The following is a 19,535-nucleotide window of genomic DNA, read 5'->3' as shown; positions in this document are numbered from 1 at the left end:
TTTTACTTAGGAGGGTGCTTATGACTTCAATTAAACAAGAACTCCGTCACGCCTCAAAAGCCACCAGAGAGGATGTGTTTGGCAAGGTCATCACCTACTGCTGCGTGGCCGTCATTGCGGTCCTAGTCATCAGCATTTTATATTTTATTGCCTCGCGGGGAATTGCCACCTTCACCGTTAACCACGTGAGCCTCTGGTCTTTTATTTCGCAAACAAGCTGGAACCCGGGCCTACTTGATGCTCACGGTCAGCCTCAGATAGGAGCGCTAGCGATGATGGTTACTTCGTTTACCGTCACCATTTTAGCCGCCATTATCGCGACCCCGTTTGCCTTAGCCGTAGCTTTGTACATGACTGAAATTGCGCCCAATCGTGGTGCTCGAATCCTCCAGCCCGTTATCGAATTACTAGTCGGGATTCCATCCGTTGTCTATGGCTTTATCGGTCTCACCGTTGTCGTCCCATACATTCGTCACCTTTTCGGTGGCACTGGCATGGGCATTTTAGCGGGAACGTTAGTGCTGTTTGTCATGATTTTACCAACGGTCACAACCCTGTCAGTCGACGCCTTAAACGCCCTTCCTGGTTACCTTCGGGATGCCTCACTGGCCCTTGGCGCGACCCGCTGGCAAACCATCCATAAAGTGTTGCTGAGGGCTGCGACGCCCCGCTTACTTACCGCCGTTATTTTCGGCATGGCCCGGGCCTTTGGTGAAGCGTTAGCCGTTCAAATGGTGATTGGTAACGCCGTTTTGATGCCGCACGGACTGGTCACACCAACGGCGACGTTAACCAGTCAGCTAACGACTCAAATTGGCAATACCGTCATGGGCACACTGCCCAATAACGCGCTATGGTCACTTGCACTAGTCTTACTGGTCATGTCACTGATCTTCAACTTACTCATCCGGTTTATTGGAAAGCGGGGGCAGCTCTCATGACGCCAACTCGTCTGGATAAAGTAGCGACCAAAGTCATTGAAGTATTCGTCGCCTGCGTGGTTTTAATCTTACTCTTCCTACTCAGCACCATTCTGATTCAAGGGGTCCCTCACCTTTCATGGCACTTCTTAACATCACCGTCGCAATCCTTCGCCGCTGGGGGTGGGATTGTGGACCAACTCTTCAATTCATTGTACCTGCTTGTTTTGACCCTTCTTATTTCACTGCCCCTAGCCATTGGGAGTGCTGTCTATCTCAATGAATACGCGAGTGACAATTGGTTGACCGGGCTTTTACGAACCGCTATTGAAGTGTTGAGTTCCCTGCCGTCGGTTGTTGTGGGATTGTTTGGCTACCTGTTGTTTGTTATTCACTTTCACTTTGGGTTCTCCATTTTATCTGGTGCCATTGCCCTCACCTTTTTTAACCTACCACTACTAACCCGAAGCATTGAAGGGGCACTAGCAGCGATCTCCGATACTCAACGCGAAGCCGGATTAGCCTTAGGATTGTCGGCTTGGCGGACCATCCGTGGGGTGATTCTCCCCGCTGCGCTTCCCGGGATTGTGACCGGTGTGATTCTCAGTGCCGGTCGGGTCTTCGGCGAAGCAGCAGCCCTCATCTACACAGCGGGGCAGAGCGCGCCGGTTGTTAACTATACCAACTGGAATCCGCTCAGTAGTGATAGTTTTTTGAATCCCATGCGCCCCGCTGAAACGTTGGCCGTCCACATCTGGAAGGTCAATACTGAAGGTGTGACCCCCGATGCAGTGAGTATCTCCGCGGGCGCATCCGCTGTTTTGATCATCGTGATCTTACTCTTTAACTTTCTAGCACGCTTAATTGGTCGGCACCTTTACCGGAAAATGACCGGCAATTCTAACAAGTGAGGGATGTCTTATGGCAACGTACGACTTAACAGCACATCACATTATCGAACCCGGCGGTCCCATCGCATTATCAACGGAAAAGTTGCAGGTCTTTTACGGTCGCCAACAAGCAATCTTTGACGCCACGCTAAACTTTCCCGCTAATCAAATTACCGCCCTGATTGGCGCTTCCGGATCTGGGAAATCCACTTATCTTAGAAGCCTTAACCGGATGAATGACAAAGTTGCCCGGGTAACTGGAAAAATTATGTATCAAGAAACGAATATTAACGATCGAACCATTAATGTATACGCGGTTCGTCGCCACCTAGGCATGGTCTTTCAACGCCCTAATCCGTTTGCAAAGTCCATCTACGATAACCTGACTTTCGCATTGAAGGCAACGGGGATAAAAAGCCGAACTATTCTCGACGACCGGGTTGAACAAAGCCTTAAAGAAGCCGCCCTCTGGGAAGAGGTCAAAGAAGACCTGCACAAAAGTGCCCTAGCGCTTTCTGGCGGTCAACAGCAGCGGCTCTGCATCGCCCGCGCCTTAGCCACACAACCAGAAATTCTGCTGTTAGATGAACCTGCCAGTGCTTTAGACCCCATTTCCACCGCCAAAATTGAGGTGACGCTAAAGCGGCTAGTTGAGCGATACACCATCATTATCGTGACCCACAACATGCAACAAGCGGCTCGATTGAGCAGTTATACCGCTTTTTTACACCTTGGCCACCTGATTGAATTTGATAAAACCCCGACGATTTTTCAAAATCCTGAAATGACAGCGACCCAAGACTATATTACTGGTAACTTCGGCTAATGATTGGAGGGACGGTTCGTGTCCATGTTAACAACCGAAAATCTGCACCTCTATTACGGTCAAAAAGAGGCCCTGAAAGGGATTGATCTCGCTTTTGAAGCGCAGACCATGACAGCCCTCGTTGGCCCCAGCGGGTGTGGTAAATCAACTTTACTGCGGTGTTTTAACCGCATGAATGACCAGGTTTCAAACGCCAAAATAACCGGCTCAATTTGGTTTGATCGAGAAAACGTCAACGGACCAGCCATCAGTCTTGTCACACTACGACAAAAAATTGGAATGGTGTTCCAACAACCCAACCCCTTTCCGTTTTCTGTTTATGACAATGTGGCCTATGGCCTACGACTGGCCCATTCCCTGCCCAAGGCCGTCATTGACGAACGCGTCGAGACCGCCCTTAAACAAGCCGCCGTTTGGGATGAGGTCAAAGACCATTTAACCGAAAACGCCATGGGCTTCTCTGGCGGGCAACAGCAACGGATCTGTATCGCACGACTTCTCGCCGTCCTACCAAAGGTCATCTTATTAGATGAGCCTACCAGCGCCTTAGATCCCATTTCAAGCGCTAAAATTGAGGCAACCCTGATGCAGTTAAAGCGCGACTACACCATCATCATCGTTACCCACAATCTGCAACAAGCGGCCCGAATTTCCGACCGCACGGTGTTTATGCTAGATGGCAACGTGATTGAGTCCGGCCCAACGCAGACGCTTTTCATGACGCCCGAAAATCAACAGACCAGTGATTATTTAAACGGCAAATTCGGCTAGGAGGCCCACCATGAAAAGTTTATTTTCTGATGAATTTCATCATTTACAACAAAGCTTTGTTGATATGGGAAAAGATGTCAGCCGGCAGATTCAAATGGCCATTGAAGCATTTATCACGCATGATAAATCAGCCGCCCAATCGGTGATTTCAGCAGATCAAACCACCAACCACGATTCAATCGACCTGGAGCGCATGGCCCTTGAACTGATGGCTCTTAAGCAACCTGTCGCTAACGACTTTCGGGCGGTGATTACCATTCTAAAAGCCAGCTCAGACCTTGAACGAATGGGCGATCACGCCACCAGTATCTCATGGGAAACGGTTCGACTCAACGGTCATCCGCAAATTCCGACCGTTAACACCGCCCTCAAGGACATGAGTCAACAGGTTCAAAACATGCTAACCGAAACACTGGCCGCCTTCAACACGGACGATGTTGTTAAAGCCCGCCAAGCGGCCAAGTTAGATTTGCAAATCGATGCAGCCTACGTTCGGATCCGACACCAATTAACGGCCGCTGCAAAGCAGGATGCCAGTGTGATTCCAACCAGCGAGAGCGATCTTTTGGTTGCTCGGTTACTTGAGCGCATCGGTGACCACGTCGTCAACCTTAACGAAGCTACCATTTACCAAGCCACTGGGGAAATGGTGGAACTCAACCTTGGTAAACGCCAGCCAGGACTTGTTCAAGACCTGCTTAACTAGAAATTAAAAGGAGCCCCGATAAACAACATCGGGACTCCTTTTGATCTATTAACCTTGAATGCTTAGTCCACCACGTGGCGTTCGAACGGCTGGTCACTGATGCCTTCGCTTAAAATCTTTTTCGACCACTCTTTAGCTGAAAACAGTGAGTGATCGCGATAGTTCCCGCAACTGTAGATATCAGTGCCGGGCACGTCTTCCCACTTGATATCGTTTGCGATTTGTTCCAATGATCCCTTGAGTGCTTTTGCCACTTCAGTCGTGGAAGGTTCACCCCAAGCAATCAAGTGGAACCCGGTCCGGCAACCAAATGGTGAGCAGTCGATGATGCCATCCATCCGATCACGTAACAATCCAGCCAACAAGTGTTCAATTGTGTGTAATCCCGCCGTTGGAATGGCATTTTCGTTTGGTTGCACTAACCGTAAATCGAAGTTCGAAATGGCGTCACCATTTGGGCCTTTTTCCACCGTAATTAACCGAACGTAAGGGGCCTTAACCTTGGTATGATCTAATTCAAAACTCTCAACTTTTGCCATGCTTAATTTCCTCCCAGATATGACTTAAACAGGCTCATTGTAGTGAACTTTTAAACAACTGTCAATTTAGTCCCCTACTCGTACAGGTCGGGGCGGCGATCTGAAAAGACCGGCATGAAACCTCGAGCAGCCGTTGTCTCTGCAATATCGATCACCACAGTTGCCAACTGTTCTTGGTCATCTAACCGAATCAATTCATCCCCGAACGGGTTATAAACCACCGACTGACCGCCAAACGCATTATCTGGATCAGTGCCCACCCGGTTGACCCCAACTACAAAGCTCTGGTTTTCAATAGCTCGGGCTGCTAATAACCGATGCCACTGCGTTAAGCGCGGCGTCGGCCATTCTGATGGCACAATTAAGAGTCGACTATCATGCAAGCTCAGCGTTCGGAGCCATTCTGGGAAGCGGACGTCATAGCAAATGACACTCGCTGCTTGAACGCCTGCCACCTCAAATTGATCGCCATGATCGCCAGGCGTCAAATAGGCGTCTTCATTCATCAACCCGAATAAGTGAACTTTATCGTAGTCCGCCAACAACTGACCGCTGGGGCCAAAAACGTACGTGGTGTTGTAAAACTTCCCCGCCCGGTTTGTCGCTACCGAACCGCCATGAATGGTTAATTGATACTGCTTGGCCAGTTCAGCTAACCGGCTTTTAGTCTGTTGACCAGCCTCATCAGCAATAGTCGTCAAGTGCGTCAGGTCATATCCCGTATTCCACATTTCCGGAAAAATCACAATATCGGCTGACTGCTCGGCCGCCTGTTTAACGAAATCTTCAAGTTTCGAAAAGTTAGCATCTGGGTCGCCGAAAACCACGTCCATTTGTGCGATTGCAACGTTTAACTTCATTTAACCACCCCACTTTTAGGACTAGTATAAGCGACTTTTAACTTTTTTGTTTGATTTTATTCGAATAATCAAGCAGAATGGTGGTAATTATTGATTTCAGTTGGAGGCAACACACATGAATTCATTTACCGTTTATCTCGTGCGCCACGGCGCCACTTTTTTAAATGCCTATGATCGCATGCAAGGTTGGATTGACTCAGACCTTTCTGACGACGGCATCACTCAATCTCAAGAAGCCGCTGAACGGCTCAAAGACATCGCGTTCGACCGGGCATTCTCATCCGATCTTGGCCGGGCCATGACAACGCGTGACATTATCGTTAACCACACACCCGGTGCACTCAAGGAGAACGGCGAATTGAAAAGCTTTCGGGAGGTTAACTTCGGCTTCTTTGAAGGTCTAAATTCGACTGATATTTGGCACGGAATCGCCGCGCCTTATGGCAAAAGCACCCAAGCCGACCTGCTCGAAATCGGGGGCATGGAAGAAGCCCGCAACGCGATGAAAAAGGCGGATCCCTCAGATGAAGCCGAGAGCTATGATGCCGTTATTAACCGGATGAAAGCTGGCTTTCAAGAACTCCGGGACCACTGCGAATTCAACGAAAACATTCTGCTCGTGTCTCACGGCACGCTCATCCGAACGATGGCCGACTACCTCGGCGTTGATACAACTGACAACTACCCCAAAAATGGCGGAATTAGCCAATTGACAGTGTACGAAGACCAAGTGGCCTTCGAGTCATATAACCAGTAATCTGTGAACGGCGATCAACTTGGATCGCGTGACCAACCCTAGTTGATCTTAATCTAGCGCCTTATCCCGGTGTGTGCCCATGGGATAAGGCGCTATTTGGTTCGTTATCAATTTTTCAACTGGTCCACCGTGTCAAAGACTGCCTTTTTCACTTATTGATTGAAAGCGGATACATTATTAGGTAGACTGGACTTATACGAATTTAAGGTGGGGGATTTTATGACAAAAACACTAGCCATTAATGCAGGAAGTTCAACGTTAAAATGGAAGCTCTTTTCCATGCCGGAAGAAACCGTTATCGCCAGCGGCTTGGTGGATCGGTTGAATCTGCCAGAATCAGTTTTTACCGTGAAGCGCCCCGGTCACGACAAGTATAAGGATGTTCAGGACAACATCACTTATGATCTGGCTGCCGCCCTTGTCCTGTCCTATCTAAAAGACGCTGGTATCGTGCACCATCTTCACGAAATTACCGGGATTGGTCACCGGGTCGTAGGGGGCGGCGAAACCTTTAAGGACTCGATGCTCATTGACGCGACGGTCCTCGATCAAATTCGGGCATTAACCCAGTACGCGCCACTTCACAATCCGATTCAAGCAACCTACATCGAAATTTTTGAAAAACTCCTACCCAATGCCCAACAGGTCGCTGTTTTTGACACGTCATTGTATGCTGATATGCCCAAAATGAACTATTTATACCCAATTCCTTACAAGTACTACGAAGAATTTGGCGCCCGCAAATACGGGGCCCACGGGACTAGCCACCGGTACGTTGCTCATCGGTTAGCGGAGCTTTTGAACCGAGACCTTGCTGACTTAAAATTGATTACCCTCCATCTTGGTTCTGGGTCGTCAATCACCGCCTTCGATCACGGTCAAGTCATCGACACATCAATGGGCTTCACCCCGCTGGCTGGCGTGATGATGGGGACCCGCTCTGGTGATGTTGATGCATCGCTAGTCGCCTTTTTAACGGAAAAATTGGGCATTACAAGCCAGGAAATGATTGATATTTTAAACGAAAAGTCCGGCTTGCTTGGAATCTCTGAGCTGTCACCAGACCAACGTGACCTAGAGGATACCCAAAATAGTCGCCCCCTTTCAAAGCTCGCGCTAGACATGTTTGCTAACCGCGTGATCCGCTATATTGGCAGTTACGTTGCTGAAATGGGCGGTCTGGACGCATTAGTCTTCACTGCGGGCTCTGGTGAAAACGGGATTGCGATGCGCCAAAAGATTGCGGATCAACTCACTTATTTTGGTGTCAAATTAGATCCTGACAAAAATAACGTGCGCGGGGTGGAACAAGAAATTAGCCAAACTGGAGCGCCAGTGGACGTCTGGGTTGTCCCAACCAATGAAGAACTCATGATCGCGCGAGACGTGGCGCGATTAACAAAGTGACCGGGTTTTACTGAACTTTAAGAATGGGTGTAACACTTGTCACATCACTATTTTCACGACCGTCACTGACAAAGTTCACAATGTTCACTTGAAATTTGCCAGTTAACTTGTCATACTCAAAGATTGTAACAAAATGGCAAGGAGTCGGATATGAAAAAAATTATTTTCCGGTTTGGCTTGGTCATCGCCATCGCACTTATTGGTTTTGGCCTTCAAACCGCTCATAATCAAACGTTGAACCGCCCCGTCACAAGTCACGCCTCCCAAGCTGACTTAGCGACCAACCGGGCCGTTCACACGACAAAGTTAAAACAGGTCCCGACGCTCTTTGTTCACGGCCTTGGCGGACGGTATTTGTCTGAGACACCGATGGTTAAGCCTTCGGTCCGTGCGGGCATCGCCACATGGGGACTACTCGTCTCGGTTAAAGCCAACGGCCATATCGCGATTAAGGGGCATCTTACCCATAAAAAGAATCCGGTTATCCTGTTGCGTTTCGAAAATAACCTCGCGGGGGAAGTTCAAGATGCAGAATGGCTGCACGATGTCTTGGCCGTATTAAAAGCAAAATACGGGGTGACCAAGTACAACATGGTCAGCCATTCCATGGGGGCTTACGCCGCAGTTTACTATGCCGAGCGACTCAGTCATACTAGCGATCAGCCGACACTCAACAAGCTGGTCACCATTGCTGGACCGTTTAACGGCATCATGCATTTAAGAGCCAAACGCCTGCTCGTTTTATCCAACAAACTATTGAAGTTAGTGGATGATAAGCCCAACACCAACCGCCTATTGCGGAATGGTCGACCCGCCATGGTCCACCCAGAGTACCGGGCGCTTTGGACGGCTCGCAACCAGTTTCCAGCGACTGCGCAAGTCCTGAACATCTATGGTAACATTGGCGACGGTAGCAACTCCGATACCTGCGTCACCACCGTTTCAGCGCGGTCGTTACGCGCCTTAACCGGCCACCGGGCAAAGCGCTATACGGCCAAGGAACTTCACGGGCTAGATGCCTCGCACTTCCAGTTACACAATACTAACCGCCGGGTCCAACAAATGCTTGCTTGGTACCTCTGGCACGCTGAACTGTAGTGCTACTATCAATTAAAAACGGGAGACCACCGATGACGGTGATCTCCCGTTTTTAATGACTAGATCGCGAAAACGCACTACTTCATATAGGCCGTTTTCCAGTTATAGTTAGCACCTGCTGAATTGTAAACCAAATCCTTTAAGCTGCGGTTCATCAACCATGGGGCGGCTGATTGATAAAGTGGCGTCACCCCTTGATCTTCCAACAAGATGTTTTGAGCTTTCACCATGTCATCCCACCGCTTTTCAGCGTTATTCGCATCCGTCGTAGATGAGGCTTGAATCAGCTTATCGTACTTAGCATTTGACCACTGTGGGTTGTTACTTGGATTCTTAGTCGTCAAAATGTTTAAGAACGTAATAGGATCCGCAAAGTCTGCGAACCAACTAGCTAACGTTACCTGATAATCGTGATCGCCTTGCTTAGATAGCAGCGTTCGGAGTGGCACGTTTTGGGTCGTCACTTTTAGCCCTGGCAAGTTTTTCTCCAGCTTGCCTTGTAAGAACTCCGTCACCTGTTTACCGGCCGGACTATCGGAAGATAATAACGTAAAGCTTGGATTCTTAACGCCTGTTTCTCGCAGCCCTTGTTTCCAGAGTGCTTGGGCTTTTTTGAGGTTGTACGTCATTGATTCTGGCGTCTTAGCGTCAGCCGTAAAGTCCTTACCGGTCTTAGGATTCGTAGCTAACCCCTTGGAGACAAAGCTGCCGTTGTTCATCGAACCATCACCCAGAACGTTTTTAACAATTTGATCACGGTCAATGGCCATCGAGATTGCTTGGCGAATCTTCTTGTTCTTGAAGAGGGTTAACTTTTGGTTCATCGCTAGATAATAAGAACTCGACTGTGGCCGAACGACCATGTCCTTGTTGTTCTTTAAGTTTTTAGCTTGGTTACCAGATAACGCCGTCCCAATCAGTTTCTTTTGGTTGTACTGATTCAGGCCCGTTTGGTTATCCTGAACCACTTGGTACTTGACGGTATCAAGTTTAACGGCCTTCTTGTCCCAGTATTGATTATTTCTCTCAAGCTGCCAAGTATTCCCCGTCCCATTCCATTTCGCTAACTTGAACGGGCCATTATAGACCATTCGACTGCTCCGGGTACCGTAACCACTCCCGTATTTTTCAACCGCTTTTTGGTTTTGTGGGAAGAATACTGGGAACCCAAGTAACAACTTAAAGTATGGGATGCGTTGGTCCAAGTCCACGGTTAATTCATACTTTCCCGTGGCTTTGATGCCCAACGTGGCCGGTGATTTTTTACTGTTCATAATGGCGTCCGCGTTTTTAATGCCGCTATACAGGTAGGAATACTGTGAGGCGGTCTTAGGGTTAACGGTTCACTGCCACCCGTACACAAAATCCTTAGCCGTGACGGTATCGCCGTTGCTCCACTTCGTATTGGGACGAATGTCGATCACAAAGTGCTTGCCATTTTTAGACTGCGTCATTTTAGTTGCGAGCCCGACTTCTGGCTTGCTGTCTTTACCTAATCGATACAGCCCCTCATTGGTGTTATTCAACATGTCAAAGCTGCCCAATGCCGTTGTCTTAGATGGGTCCATCGATGCTAGCTGGGCATCTGTGGACATCGTGACGGCTTTTTTACTCTGTGAGCCACCGCTAGAACAAGCTGCCAATAGCAATGATAAGCTTGCAACACCAATGGTCGTCAGCCCTTTTTTACTTAACCACATACTCTGATTCCTCCAATCACCATTCAAACCCAAACAATGTTTCCAACATTGAATTGTTTATAGAATAACACAACAATGAGAATAGGTAACCAAATTCCTAATATTTATTTAATTATTTTTCGTCTTTAGCCTCATTAAATCCCCGTAAATGAGTGTTTATCCAAATTTAACCAAACCACAATAATGTGCTATACTTTGCGACATTCAAACAATTACCCGATGGAGGAACTACCGTGAAATTAACCGTCCCACTCATTGCTCAACGCCCCGAATTACCGACCGGATGTGAAATCACTGCCGTCACGATGATGTTGCAGTCCCAAGGGATTCCCGCTGATAAGGTCACCTTAGCGCGAGAAATGCCCTACGACCCGACTGATTGTGATAAGGGGTTCGTCGGCAATCCGTTCACCGACGATGGCAACAGCATCTATCCCCCGGCACTCCTGGACCTCGTGCAGCGCTACGCCGGCCACGCAACCGACCTGACTGGCACCCGGCTGCCTACCCTACTAGCGGTTCTTGACGCGGGTCATCCCGTCGTCGTATGGGTTGGCGAATTCGATGGGTTTCACACCCACGCACTGGTGCTCACCGGCTACGATGCGACAACCGTAACGGTTAATGACTGCTGGACTGAACGTGAGGAGACCCTCACTCAACAGACTTTTAACCAGATTTGGCAAAATAAGGGTTACCGGGCGCTAACAATTTAGGGCAAACAAAAAGCGATCAGCTTGACAAATTTCATCATCAAGTTGACCGCTATTTTATTTGTTTAAGACCGCTGACGACGGGGCTGTCGTCGCACCCTTATTGCTTACCGTCTTTAAATACCGGCATCGCCTTTGTCTTTTCTGCTACGTACGCGTTGCCATTATTGGTCACAACCAACAACTTGCGCCACGTTAACCGAAGCTGAGAGCGGAACTTTCCCAATAACACATCGGGATTCGTTTCAGTTGAGGCACCGCTGCCCAGCTGCTCCAGAAAATCGTCGTATTCGTCTTCAACCACTTCCCGAATTGTCCTGACACTGATAAACTTCGCCGGCCATTTTTCAGCAGGCATCAGATCATCGAAATAGCCAACCTCTTCATCTAGCTGGCTCTCGGTGAACCCGAGCATCTTAACAATGCCTTCTAAATCCGGTAATTGGTAAGCCATCATCACTTGTTCTGGACTGTTGAGGTTCTGTTTGTTCAATTCGTTCAGACTCATTCGATTCACTTCTCCCAGTTTTTTATAAATCAGCTCTCTTATTATAAACTCAAAACAGGCGGCGGTCTGCAATTATTTCAAATCTTTTAAAATCCTTAGTCTAGATAACAATTCGTTGCCCTGCTAAACTAACGAGACCAGCAAATCGAACAGTTAAGCGGGCCTGAGCAACCCCAAAGACCGTCCGTTGACAAAACCGGTTAAGCAACGTTGTTAAAAAAATTTGCAAAACATCCACAAAATCGTCACTTGCCGGGACCGAATCATCTAACCAGTAAATAACTGTCAAAATCGCCTGATGTGTCTGGTGGTTAGCCGTCACATTCACCAGTCGAGCATGCCCCAACTGATGCTGGCCAGCCGCTTGATACGGCACCATCGTGGTCCATTCATCCGTCCACGGGCTTTGAGCCAATAAGAGCTCTTGAATGGCGAGATCTAATTGACGGCCGGTCGTTAAATGCCGATGATTCCGCCAATCAAGCCAATCAATGTAAACTGGTACCTTAAAAACAAATGTTGATCCCGCCATCCAATCGCTCCTTTATACCTTAAGCTAAAAGCAGAGTCTACGACTTTTTGCATGAATTTTCAAGCAGACTGCGTTCTTTTGGTACAATAGACTCAAGATACTGTGGAGGAGGCACTTTTTTTGAAAACTTACGTTGCAGAATTTTTAGGGACTTTTATGGTCGTTGCCACTGGTACGGCGACGATGGCGCTGACTAACGCCGACCCACTCACCATCGGTCTTGCTTTTGGTGGCACTTACGCCGTTGCGTACTATGCGTTCGACGGGTTAACACTGGGTGAATTCAACCCGGCCGTCAGCCTTGCGCTGGCCATTAACCACCAACTCAAATGGGCGGAAATGATTGGCCATGTTCTAGCTCAAATTCTAGGTGCTATCCTGGCTTCTGGATTCGTTTATCTGTCCGCCATTAACCTTGGGACAACGGGGAGTAACATTGGCCAAACAACATCTAATCTAACGGACCCCATGATTTTACTCGTTGAAGGGTTACTCACGTTTTTCGTGGTTTTAGTCTACCTCCGAGTTAACCCGACCGAAACCAGCGGCGCAGCGCTGATTAACGGCCTCGTCATTGTTGCGTTGAGTGTTGCCGCCTACTCCTTAACAGGCCCAGCCCTGAACCCAGCCCGGGCGATCGGACCAGCCGTTTACGTCGGTGGTAAAGCCCTCTTCCAATTAGGCGATTACGTATTAGCAGGTCTAATTGGCTCAGTTTGTGCGGCCATCATTCACCGCCTACTCAAAACTGATCACTCATCACAAAAGACTGATTGAACGTGAACGGCAGCCGCTAGGATTTGACACCTAGTGGCTGCCTTTTCACATTAATAACTTCGCCGCCCCCCTATCGTGATTGAACCCCTCACATTTATTGGGCAAATTCTTTCCTAACGCTCCCGTTTCCGTTATAATCAACCCAAAAGGTGTCAAGACACCCTCAGGAGGTTTTCTTATGGCAAGTGATGCATTGCTGATTATCGATTATACAAACGACTTTGTTGCCGATGACGGCGCCCTAACGTGTGGCCAATCTGGCCAGGTTCTCATGGAGCCAATCATTGATTTAGCTAACCAATTCCAACAAACCAACCAGTGGGTAATTTTACCAACGGATGTTCATCAACCCAACGACCCGTACCATCCGGAGACAAAGTTATTTCCGCCCCACAACGTCAGAAACACGTGGGGACGAGCCTTTTATGGTGACTTGCAGCCTTGGTATGACGTCCATCAGGACGACGCCCGAGTCTACATGTACGACAAGACCCGGTACAGTGCTTTCGCGGGGACGGACCTCGACTTGCGCATGCGCGAACGCCACGTGGACACGCTTCACCTAACCGGGGTCTGCACTGACATTTGTGTCCTTCACACCGCCGTTGATGCCTATAATCTCAACTATAACTTAGTCATTCACCGTCAAGCCGTTGCCGCACTGACCGCCGCCGGTCAGGATTGGGCCCTTGATCATTTTGAGCACGTCCTAGGCGCTACCGTTGTCGACTAACGCTATCCACTGTCCGATAGGCCTGTTATAATGAAGGCGATCAATTCTTCAAGGGGGCCCATTATGCAGCCATATTTTACTCAAATTACCCAAGCGGGTTACGACAAAATCGCGGGTGAAATTGACGCCTTAAAAGCCGACCGCCCAGCCAAAATTGCGGCCTTATCCGCAGCCCGGGCACTCGGTGATCTCTCTGAAAATGCGGAGTATAGCGCTGCCAAGCGTGACCTTCGACACCTTGAAAGTCGCCTTCGATTTCTTGATAAACAGCTCCGATACGCCCAAGTGGTGACCCCTACGGATGACGCAACAATCGAAATCGGCAAACGGGTGGTTTTGGCTTTTTTAGACGAAAACGACACGGATACGTTTGACCTTGTCGGCACCCCCGAAGCTGACGTGACCACAAACAAAATATCACTAGCGTCACCCATCGGCGCCGCAATTCTAAGCCACTCTGTTGGTGATACGGTGTCCGTCAACGCACCGAATGGCCGATATCAGGTCAAAATCATAACTGTTTCACTAACACCTTAACCCACCCCACGAAAAAGGGATCGATCCTAAAAGCTGCAAACTCACTTTTAGGAGCGGTCCCTTTTGACAACTAACCCAACCGCTATGAGCGATTAAGACTAGTCGCTAACTTTTTCCAATGCCTGATCCAAATCCGCGATGAGGTCGGCAACGTTTTCAATGCCAATTGAAAGCCGAATCAAATCCGGTGTGATCCCCGTCGCCTTAAGTTCAGCTTCATTGAGCTGCGCATGGGTGGTTGAGGCTGGATGAATAATCAACGACTTGGCGTCCCCGACGTTAGCTAATAGCGAGAAGAGGGTCAAGTTTTCAATCAATTGCTTGCCAGCCGCTTCACCACCGGTCAGACCGATGGTGAAAATCGACCCAACGCCGTTCGGGAAATACTTGTCAGCCAGTGGCTTATAGGGGTTACCAGCCAGCGTTGGGTAGTTAACCCACGCGACCTTCGGATGGTGATTAAGATAATCCGCAATTTTAGTCGCATTTTCGACATGTCGCTCAACTCGCAAGGATAAGGACTCGAGCCCTTGCAGTAATAAAAACGAGTTGAATGGACTGATGGCACCCCCAGTATCACGCAGCGTTTCTGCCCGGACCTTAGTGGTGAAGGCTGCACCACCGAGGTCCGCCCAGACTAATCCATTGTACTGAGCATCAGGCGTCGTAAAATCAGGGTAGCGACCACTCTTGGCATAGTCAAACGTCCCGCTTTCGACAATGATGCCGCCCATCGTCGTGCCGTGACCTCCGATGAACTTCGTGGCCGAATGAACCACCACGTCAACGCCGTGTTTGAGGGGCTGAATTAAGTACGGGGTGCCGAACGTATTATCAGCAATCAAGATAATGTGATGGTCGTGAGCAATTTGCGCGACCTTTTCAATATCAATTAAATTAATCCCAGGATTACCGATGGTCTCAATGTAAAGGGCCTTTGTATGATCGTCAATGGCCGCTTCAAAGTTCTGTGGCTCATCCGGATCCACAAAGGTGGTCGTAATGCCAAGTTTCTTCAAAGTGACGCTGAAAAGATCATACGTCCCGCCATATAATGTGCTGGCCGCCACAATATTATCGCCGGCATTAGCGACGTTTTGAATAGCCGCAGTAATGGCCGCTGCTCCAGTTGCTAGCGCCACCCCAGCCGTCCCAGCTTCCAAGGCGGCGACCCGTTTTTCAAAAACAGCTGTGGTGGGGTTCGTTAGCCGGGTATAAATATTACCCGGATCAGTTAACGCAAACCGATTGGCGGCCTGTTCGGCGTCCTTGAAAACATACGAGGTTGTCTGGTAGATGGGAACTGCTCGAGCTCCGGTTTCATCAACGGTTTGACCCGCATGAACTTGTTGAGTTTCAAAATGATATTGGTGAGTTGCCATAGTTAAAACGCCCCTTCGTGATAATAATGATTAGTCTTGATTATGAACCGCAAAAAAGCGTTCGTCCCTCACTAGCCACTGCTAGTAAAGGGACGAACGCTTCGTGTTGCCACCCTTATTCGCGGTTAGCTTACACTAACCGCCTCAACGACACCAGTTGATGTCTGGGATGGTAACGCATCCTTGCGAACTAACCGCGTCAACGGCCAGTTTTCAATCTGGGTTCATTCGCCAAGCTGCCGATGTCCTGCCTTTCACCACCTGCAGGTCGCTTAAACATCGCGTCACGGTTACTATTCCCATCCGAATTTCATAATCTAATTGTTATCTAATATAGTTCACGATTTCCGCCATGTCAAGGGGCCGCTCACAACTTAATTAGAAGGCGCAACTTTGCGTTCAATCCAGCCCAAGATAAGGTCTAAAACGATGGCCATCAGCGCAGTTGGTAAGGCCCCCGCGAGAATGATGGCCGTCCCGTTGGTGGCGTTCGTTCCGCGGATGATGATGTCCCCAAGGCCACCAGCCCCAACGAAGGTCCCGATGGCCGTGATCCCAATAGCCAACACCAGCGCGTTTCGAATCCCAGCCATGATGACTGACAAAGAAAGCGGGATTTCGACCATTCTCAGTAGCTGAATGCGGGTCATCCCCATCCCCTTTCCGGAATCTAAAACGCTTGAATCAACGTTACGCATTCCAGTATCGGTGTTTTTAATAATGGGCAATAGGGCGTATAAGAAGACCGTCACAATGACCGTATTCACACCAAGGCCCAACCCAATCATAATGATGGATAACATCGCTAACGACGGGACCGTTTGGATGACATTGGCCACGCCGACCACAAAGCCGCTTAACCGGCCATGATGGGCAATGAAAATACCGATTGGAATGCCGACGATGGCCGCCAGCAGGACCCCATACACTGAAATCAGAAAGTGACGTGTAAACTGAGACAGAACGTACGCACCGTTTTGTTGATAGTAATACAGCAGTTGCTCAAAAACGTTCATGTTTGCCATTAGTCGTCACTCCCTTCAAAGTAGTGGTGCTGCTCAAGAAATTGCTTAGCCGCAACTTCCGGTTCAATGAGGTCATTGTCGACCCGGTAGTTCAATTTTTGCATCGTCTTGAGGTCGATTTTACCGACAAGTCGGTTTAAAATCCCCTTGAGTTCAGGATGCTTCTTCAAAATGGCATTTGTCGCTACCGGACTCGCATCATATGGCGGGAAAAAGTGCTTGTTATCCGTCAACACTTTTAAGTGGTAACTGTTAATCCGACCATCCGTCGAGTACCCCAACACGGCATCCATTTTGTTGGCCGCCACGGCGTCGTAGACGAGGCCAATCTGCATGGGATGAATCTCGCCAAAGCTAAAATCGTAGACTTTCTGGAACCCATCGTAGCCGTCTCCTTTTCGATTTAGCCAGATCTGGTCAATCCCAACGTTCATCTTTGGTGCTACTTTTGCCATGTCCGATACCGTGTTCAAGTGCCACTTTTTAGCTGTTTTTTGGGTCACCATAAAGGCGTAGGTATCCGCGAAACCGTATGATTTAAAGTACGTCATATGGTACTTATCATTAAATTGTTTGGTCACCTTTTTTTGAGCTCGAGCTGGATTACGATCAGCTTGTTCACCCAGAATGGTCGTTAGATCCGTACCAATATAGCGAATGGCCGAAACATCTGCTTGCCCCTGCTTTAGCGCGTTAAAGCTCACTTGACCCGAACCAAGGTTATTGATGATACTGGTGTGCAAATCAGAGTAATGTTCCACCATATCCTGAATCATGTAAGCCATAATTTGTTGTTCCGTCGTATTTTGAGACGCAATTCGAATCGTATCGTTAGCTGAATTCGACACCCCTGGAAACCCACAGGCTGCAAGACTGAGGCCACTAACAACTGTGAGGAGTGCTGTTGTGAGCCATTTTTTAATTCGTCGCATACTGCTCACCTCCTACGCGGCGGCTGTCTTAGGCGATAAGACAGCCTCCAGCTTACCGAGTAACCAGTCAACGATTAGGGCGAGTAAAATGACCGGGATAGACCCCGCCAAGATAAGGTCGGTTCGATACAGGTTCAACCCGTTAAAGATGAAGTCCCCAAGGCCCCCGGCCCCGATATAGGAAGCAAGTGCGGCCCAAGCAATGACGTAGGTTGCAGATAGCCGAACCCCGGACATAATAACCGGCGCCGCTAACGGCAACTCAACCTTATAAATTGACTGCCAACTGGTCATCCCCATCCCTTTGGCTGCATCGATCAACGTCCCATTGACGTCTTCCATGCCCAAGTACGTGTTTCGAAGGATCGGCAATAACGAATAAATGAACAGCGCAACAATGGCTGGAATTGACCCGATTCCAAACAGCGGAATCATAAATGCCAACAATGCTAAGGCCGGAATGGTCTGTAGCATACTAGCAATCGCAATCACCGGACCCGCAATCTTTTTTGCCCGGGTCAGTAACACGCCAAGCGGCACTGCAAAAAGAACCCCTAAGCCGAGCGAAATAGCCGAAATATAAATGTGTTGCCAGGTTTTAACCAACAGTTCCGCCCCGTGTGCTTGTAAAAACGCAATCATTTGGCTTCACCGTCCTTTTCCGCATCGGATGATTCGTCCTTAACCTCTTCATCACCCCACAGCGCGTCATAAACCATATCAACTAAGGTTGCACGGGTGACGATGCCGACCAGTTTTCGATCCCGGTCAACTACGGGAATGTTTTTGAAGCCCCGCTTCAAGATCCGTTCAACCGTATCGCGGATGACTGAGTCAGAATACACGTAGAAGACATCATGGTGCATGACGTCACCAACACTAGTCGCGGTCCGGAAATTATAATCCACATCTTCAATGTCCAAGCGGCCCTTTAGCGTCCCACCTTGGTCCACCACGAGCAATGAATCGACCCGCCGTTCGTGCATCTCCTTCAACGCATCCTTTAGCAGACGGTCTGGTGTGATGGCCGCCACCTTAGTTAGCATCACCTGACCAACCGTTGTAATGCTTGGCTTAGCTTGAATCAGGCGTTCTTTTCCGATTAAGTTTTCAACAAATTCATTGGCTGGGTGCCGCAGAATTTCGTCTGGTGTGGCCACCTGCATAATCTTACCAGCATCCATCACCACAATGGTCGTGGCCAGATTCAGGGCTTCATCCATATCGTGCGTCACAAAAACAATGGTTTTCCCCAGTCGTGTCTGAAGGTCTTTAACCAAATCTTGAAGCGCTTCTCGCGTAATTGGGTCCAGCGCCCCAAACGGCTCATCCATTAGAATCAAGTCTTGATCGGCAGCCAATGCACGAACAACACCAATCCGCTGTTGTTGGCCACCTGAGAGTTCAGATGGGTACCGGTCCAAAAACTCTTCTGGTAATTCAACGAGCTTAATCATTTCCTTGGCTCGTTCATCCATCTTATCCTGCGACCACTTCAGCAACTTGGGGACAATCGTAATGTTTTGTCGAATAGTCATGTGGGGCATCAATCCGATATTTTGGATCACATACCCAATTTTGCGACGCAGTTTGACTGGATCAAGTTCACTAATATCTTGACCGTCAAGTTTAATCGTCCCCGAAGTCTGTTGTAGCATCCGATTGATCATCCGCATCGTCGTTGTTTTCCCCGATCCAGACGTCCCGATGAAACAAACAAATTCGCCCTTTTCAATCTCCAAGTTAAAGTCATCAACGGCAACTTTGCCACCGTTATAGGTTTTATTGAGGTGTTCTAGCGATAAAAACAAACGCGCCCACTCCTTTTTCGCCGGCCTAACCCTCTCAAGCCGGACGTTCTTGTTTACAACGTATCAAAGACCCCAAATTCTGTCGACTTCCCGCCGATAATCCAGGGTATC

General features: G+C 48.8%; 21 protein-coding genes and 1 pseudogene. 12 read left to right on the top strand and 10 right to left on the bottom strand.

Annotation, left to right across the window (positions count from 1 at the left end; genetic code table 11):
- Positions 1 to 20 precede the first annotated feature (20 nt).
- From pstC to phoU, 5 genes are read left to right on the top strand one after another with little or no spacing between them, the layout of a single operon-like run.
- Positions 21 to 941 (top strand): phosphate ABC transporter permease subunit PstC, encoded by a 921-nt coding sequence (pstC, locus tag FC96_RS09165; RefSeq protein ID WP_056942774.1) that lies wholly within the window; start codon positions 21 to 23, stop codon positions 939 to 941.
- Positions 938 to 1,831, top strand: coding sequence for a phosphate ABC transporter permease PstA (gene pstA / locus FC96_RS09160; RefSeq protein ID WP_056942773.1), 894 nt, complete (start codon positions 938 to 940; stop codon positions 1,829 to 1,831). The genes pstC and pstA overlap by 4 nt, the downstream gene beginning before the upstream one ends.
- Before the next feature lie 10 nt (positions 1,832 to 1,841).
- Positions 1,842 to 2,636: a phosphate ABC transporter ATP-binding protein PstB gene (gene pstB / locus FC96_RS09155; protein WP_054660066.1), complete on the top strand. Its 795-nt coding sequence runs from the start codon at positions 1,842 to 1,844 to the stop codon at positions 2,634 to 2,636.
- Between the two features lie 24 nt (positions 2,637 to 2,660).
- Positions 2,661 to 3,407 (top strand): phosphate ABC transporter ATP-binding protein PstB, encoded by a 747-nt coding sequence (gene pstB / locus FC96_RS09150; RefSeq protein WP_056942813.1) that lies wholly within the window; start codon positions 2,661 to 2,663, stop codon positions 3,405 to 3,407.
- Between the two features lie 10 nt (positions 3,408 to 3,417).
- The gene (phoU, locus tag FC96_RS09145; RefSeq protein WP_054660064.1) at positions 3,418 to 4,113 is read left to right on the top strand and encodes a phosphate signaling complex protein PhoU; all 696 of its coding nucleotides are present in this window, start codon (positions 3,418 to 3,420) and stop codon (positions 4,111 to 4,113) included.
- Positions 4,114 to 4,175: 62 nt separating this feature from the next.
- On the opposite strand, the gene FC96_RS09140 is transcribed toward phoU, so the two are convergent.
- Positions 4,176 to 4,652 (bottom strand): S-ribosylhomocysteine lyase, encoded by a 477-nt coding sequence (locus tag FC96_RS09140; protein ID WP_054660062.1) that lies wholly within the window; start codon positions 4,650 to 4,652, stop codon positions 4,176 to 4,178.
- Between the two features lie 74 nt (positions 4,653 to 4,726).
- Positions 4,727 to 5,512 (bottom strand): carbon-nitrogen family hydrolase, encoded by a 786-nt coding sequence (locus FC96_RS09135; protein ID WP_054660060.1) that lies wholly within the window; start codon positions 5,510 to 5,512, stop codon positions 4,727 to 4,729.
- Between the two features lie 115 nt (positions 5,513 to 5,627).
- Here FC96_RS09135 and FC96_RS09130 point away from each other — a divergent pair, with 115 nt between their 5' ends.
- The 3 genes from FC96_RS09130 to FC96_RS09120 all read left to right on the top strand — a co-directional run bounded on the left by FC96_RS09130 (position 5,628) and on the right by FC96_RS09120 (position 8,774).
- Positions 5,628 to 6,269, top strand: coding sequence for a histidine phosphatase family protein (locus tag FC96_RS09130; protein ID WP_056942772.1), 642 nt, complete (start codon positions 5,628 to 5,630; stop codon positions 6,267 to 6,269).
- Between the two features lie 219 nt (positions 6,270 to 6,488).
- On the top strand, positions 6,489 to 7,676 hold the full coding sequence (locus FC96_RS09125) for an acetate/propionate family kinase (protein WP_054660056.1): 1,188 nt from the start codon (positions 6,489 to 6,491) through the stop codon (positions 7,674 to 7,676).
- A 150-nt stretch (positions 7,677 to 7,826) separates the two neighbouring features.
- On the top strand, positions 7,827 to 8,774 hold the full coding sequence (locus tag FC96_RS09120) for an alpha/beta hydrolase (protein ID WP_056942771.1): 948 nt from the start codon (positions 7,827 to 7,829) through the stop codon (positions 8,772 to 8,774).
- Positions 8,775 to 8,851: 77 nt separating this feature from the next.
- On the opposite strand, the pseudogene FC96_RS09115 reads toward FC96_RS09120, so the two are convergent.
- Positions 8,852 to 10,474: pseudogene (locus tag FC96_RS09115) on the bottom strand (peptide ABC transporter substrate-binding protein).
- Between the two features lie 233 nt (positions 10,475 to 10,707).
- Between FC96_RS09115 and FC96_RS09110 the strand changes: the two are divergent.
- Positions 10,708 to 11,190 carry a C39 family peptidase gene (locus tag FC96_RS09110; RefSeq protein ID WP_054660048.1) on the top strand — a complete coding sequence of 161 codons (483 nt, stop codon included), beginning with the start codon at positions 10,708 to 10,710 and terminating at the stop codon, positions 11,188 to 11,190.
- Positions 11,191 to 11,287: 97 nt separating this feature from the next.
- Here FC96_RS09110 and FC96_RS09105 read toward each other — a convergent pair whose 3' ends face one another.
- The gene (locus FC96_RS09105) at positions 11,288 to 11,695 is read right to left on the bottom strand and encodes a hypothetical protein (protein WP_054660046.1); all 408 of its coding nucleotides are present in this window, start codon (positions 11,693 to 11,695) and stop codon (positions 11,288 to 11,290) included.
- Positions 11,696 to 11,795: 100 nt separating this feature from the next.
- Entirely contained in the window at positions 11,796 to 12,227 is a 432-nt protein-coding gene (locus tag FC96_RS09100; protein WP_056942770.1) for a hypothetical protein, read from the bottom strand.
- Between the two features lie 120 nt (positions 12,228 to 12,347).
- Between FC96_RS09100 and FC96_RS09095 the strand changes: the two genes are divergently transcribed.
- The 3 genes from FC96_RS09095 (at position 12,348) to greA (ending at position 14,274) form a co-directional block, all read left to right on the top strand.
- On the top strand, positions 12,348 to 13,004 hold the full coding sequence (locus FC96_RS09095) for an MIP/aquaporin family protein (protein ID WP_056942769.1): 657 nt from the start codon (positions 12,348 to 12,350) through the stop codon (positions 13,002 to 13,004).
- A gap of 178 nt (positions 13,005 to 13,182) precedes the next feature.
- A complete protein-coding gene (locus FC96_RS09090) occupies positions 13,183 to 13,737 on the top strand; it encodes a cysteine hydrolase family protein (protein WP_056942768.1) in 555 nt (184 codons plus the stop codon).
- A 63-nt stretch (positions 13,738 to 13,800) separates the two neighbouring features.
- Positions 13,801 to 14,274, top strand: a complete 474-nt coding sequence (gene greA, locus FC96_RS09085; protein ID WP_056942767.1) for a transcription elongation factor GreA — start codon at positions 13,801 to 13,803, stop codon at positions 14,272 to 14,274.
- Between the two features lie 98 nt (positions 14,275 to 14,372).
- Here the strand turns inward: greA and FC96_RS09080 are convergent, their stop codons facing one another.
- From FC96_RS09080 to FC96_RS09060, 5 genes are all read right to left on the bottom strand, one after another.
- On the bottom strand, positions 14,373 to 15,656 hold the full coding sequence (locus FC96_RS09080; protein WP_056942766.1) for an O-acetylhomoserine aminocarboxypropyltransferase/cysteine synthase family protein: 1,284 nt from the start codon (positions 15,654 to 15,656) through the stop codon (positions 14,373 to 14,375).
- A 374-nt stretch (positions 15,657 to 16,030) separates the two neighbouring features.
- Positions 16,031 to 16,681 carry an ABC transporter permease gene (locus tag FC96_RS09075; protein WP_056942765.1) on the bottom strand — a complete coding sequence of 217 codons (651 nt, stop codon included), beginning with the start codon at positions 16,679 to 16,681 and terminating at the stop codon, positions 16,031 to 16,033.
- Positions 16,681 to 17,613: an osmoprotectant ABC transporter substrate-binding protein gene (locus FC96_RS09070; protein ID WP_056942764.1), complete on the bottom strand. Its 933-nt coding sequence runs from the start codon at positions 17,611 to 17,613 to the stop codon at positions 16,681 to 16,683. Before FC96_RS09070 ends, FC96_RS09075 begins: the two co-directional genes overlap by 1 nt.
- A 12-nt stretch (positions 17,614 to 17,625) precedes the next feature.
- Positions 17,626 to 18,255, bottom strand: a complete 630-nt coding sequence (locus tag FC96_RS09065) for an ABC transporter permease (protein ID WP_056942763.1) — start codon at positions 18,253 to 18,255, stop codon at positions 17,626 to 17,628.
- Positions 18,252 to 19,424 carry a betaine/proline/choline family ABC transporter ATP-binding protein gene (locus tag FC96_RS09060; RefSeq protein WP_054660040.1) on the bottom strand — a complete coding sequence of 391 codons (1,173 nt, stop codon included), beginning with the start codon at positions 19,422 to 19,424 and terminating at the stop codon, positions 18,252 to 18,254. The genes FC96_RS09065 and FC96_RS09060 overlap by 4 nt, the downstream gene beginning before the upstream one ends.
- Positions 19,425 to 19,535 lie beyond the last annotated feature (111 nt).

The sequence above is a fragment of the Secundilactobacillus kimchicus JCM 15530 genome, from assembly GCF_001433995.1.
GTDB classification, from domain to species: Bacteria; Bacillota; Bacilli; order Lactobacillales; family Lactobacillaceae; genus Secundilactobacillus; species Secundilactobacillus kimchicus.
The sequence above is the reverse complement of the archived record's forward strand: the minus strand, read 5'-3'. Positions and strand labels throughout refer to the sequence as shown.

What these genes read in the sequence shown, in the direction of transcription:
- FC96_RS09080 (WP_056942766.1), bottom strand. Translation starts at nt 15,656, where the DNA reads ATGGCAACTCACCAATATCATTTTGAAACTCAACAAGTTCATGCGGGT.
- FC96_RS09135 (WP_054660060.1), bottom strand. Translation starts at nt 5,512, where the DNA reads ATGAAGTTAAACGTTGCAATCGCACAAATGGACGTGGTTTTCGGCGAC.
- FC96_RS09090 (WP_056942768.1), top strand. Translation starts at nt 13,183, where the DNA reads ATGGCAAGTGATGCATTGCTGATTATCGATTATACAAACGACTTTGTT.
- pstB (WP_054660066.1), top strand. Translation starts at nt 1,842, where the DNA reads ATGGCAACGTACGACTTAACAGCACATCACATTATCGAACCCGGCGGT.
- greA (WP_056942767.1), top strand. Translation starts at nt 13,801, where the DNA reads ATGCAGCCATATTTTACTCAAATTACCCAAGCGGGTTACGACAAAATC.
- pstB (WP_056942813.1), top strand. Translation starts at nt 2,661, where the DNA reads ATGTTAACAACCGAAAATCTGCACCTCTATTACGGTCAAAAAGAGGCC.
- FC96_RS09070 (WP_056942764.1), bottom strand. Translation starts at nt 17,613, where the DNA reads ATGCGACGAATTAAAAAATGGCTCACAACAGCACTCCTCACAGTTGTT.
- FC96_RS09105 (WP_054660046.1), bottom strand. Translation starts at nt 11,695, where the DNA reads ATGAGTCTGAACGAATTGAACAAACAGAACCTCAACAGTCCAGAACAA.
- FC96_RS09120 (WP_056942771.1), top strand. Translation starts at nt 7,827, where the DNA reads ATGAAAAAAATTATTTTCCGGTTTGGCTTGGTCATCGCCATCGCACTT.
- phoU (WP_054660064.1), top strand. Translation starts at nt 3,418, where the DNA reads ATGAAAAGTTTATTTTCTGATGAATTTCATCATTTACAACAAAGCTTT.
- pstA (WP_056942773.1), top strand. Translation starts at nt 938, where the DNA reads ATGACGCCAACTCGTCTGGATAAAGTAGCGACCAAAGTCATTGAAGTA.
- FC96_RS09100 (WP_056942770.1), bottom strand. Translation starts at nt 12,227, where the DNA reads ATGGCGGGATCAACATTTGTTTTTAAGGTACCAGTTTACATTGATTGG.
- FC96_RS09140 (WP_054660062.1), bottom strand. Translation starts at nt 4,652, where the DNA reads ATGGCAAAAGTTGAGAGTTTTGAATTAGATCATACCAAGGTTAAGGCC.
- FC96_RS09075 (WP_056942765.1), bottom strand. Translation starts at nt 16,681, where the DNA reads ATGGCAAACATGAACGTTTTTGAGCAACTGCTGTATTACTATCAACAA.
- FC96_RS09130 (WP_056942772.1), top strand. Translation starts at nt 5,628, where the DNA reads ATGAATTCATTTACCGTTTATCTCGTGCGCCACGGCGCCACTTTTTTA.
- pstC (WP_056942774.1), top strand. Translation starts at nt 21, where the DNA reads ATGACTTCAATTAAACAAGAACTCCGTCACGCCTCAAAAGCCACCAGA.
- FC96_RS09125 (WP_054660056.1), top strand. Translation starts at nt 6,489, where the DNA reads ATGACAAAAACACTAGCCATTAATGCAGGAAGTTCAACGTTAAAATGG.
- FC96_RS09065 (WP_056942763.1), bottom strand. Translation starts at nt 18,255, where the DNA reads ATGATTGCGTTTTTACAAGCACACGGGGCGGAACTGTTGGTTAAAACC.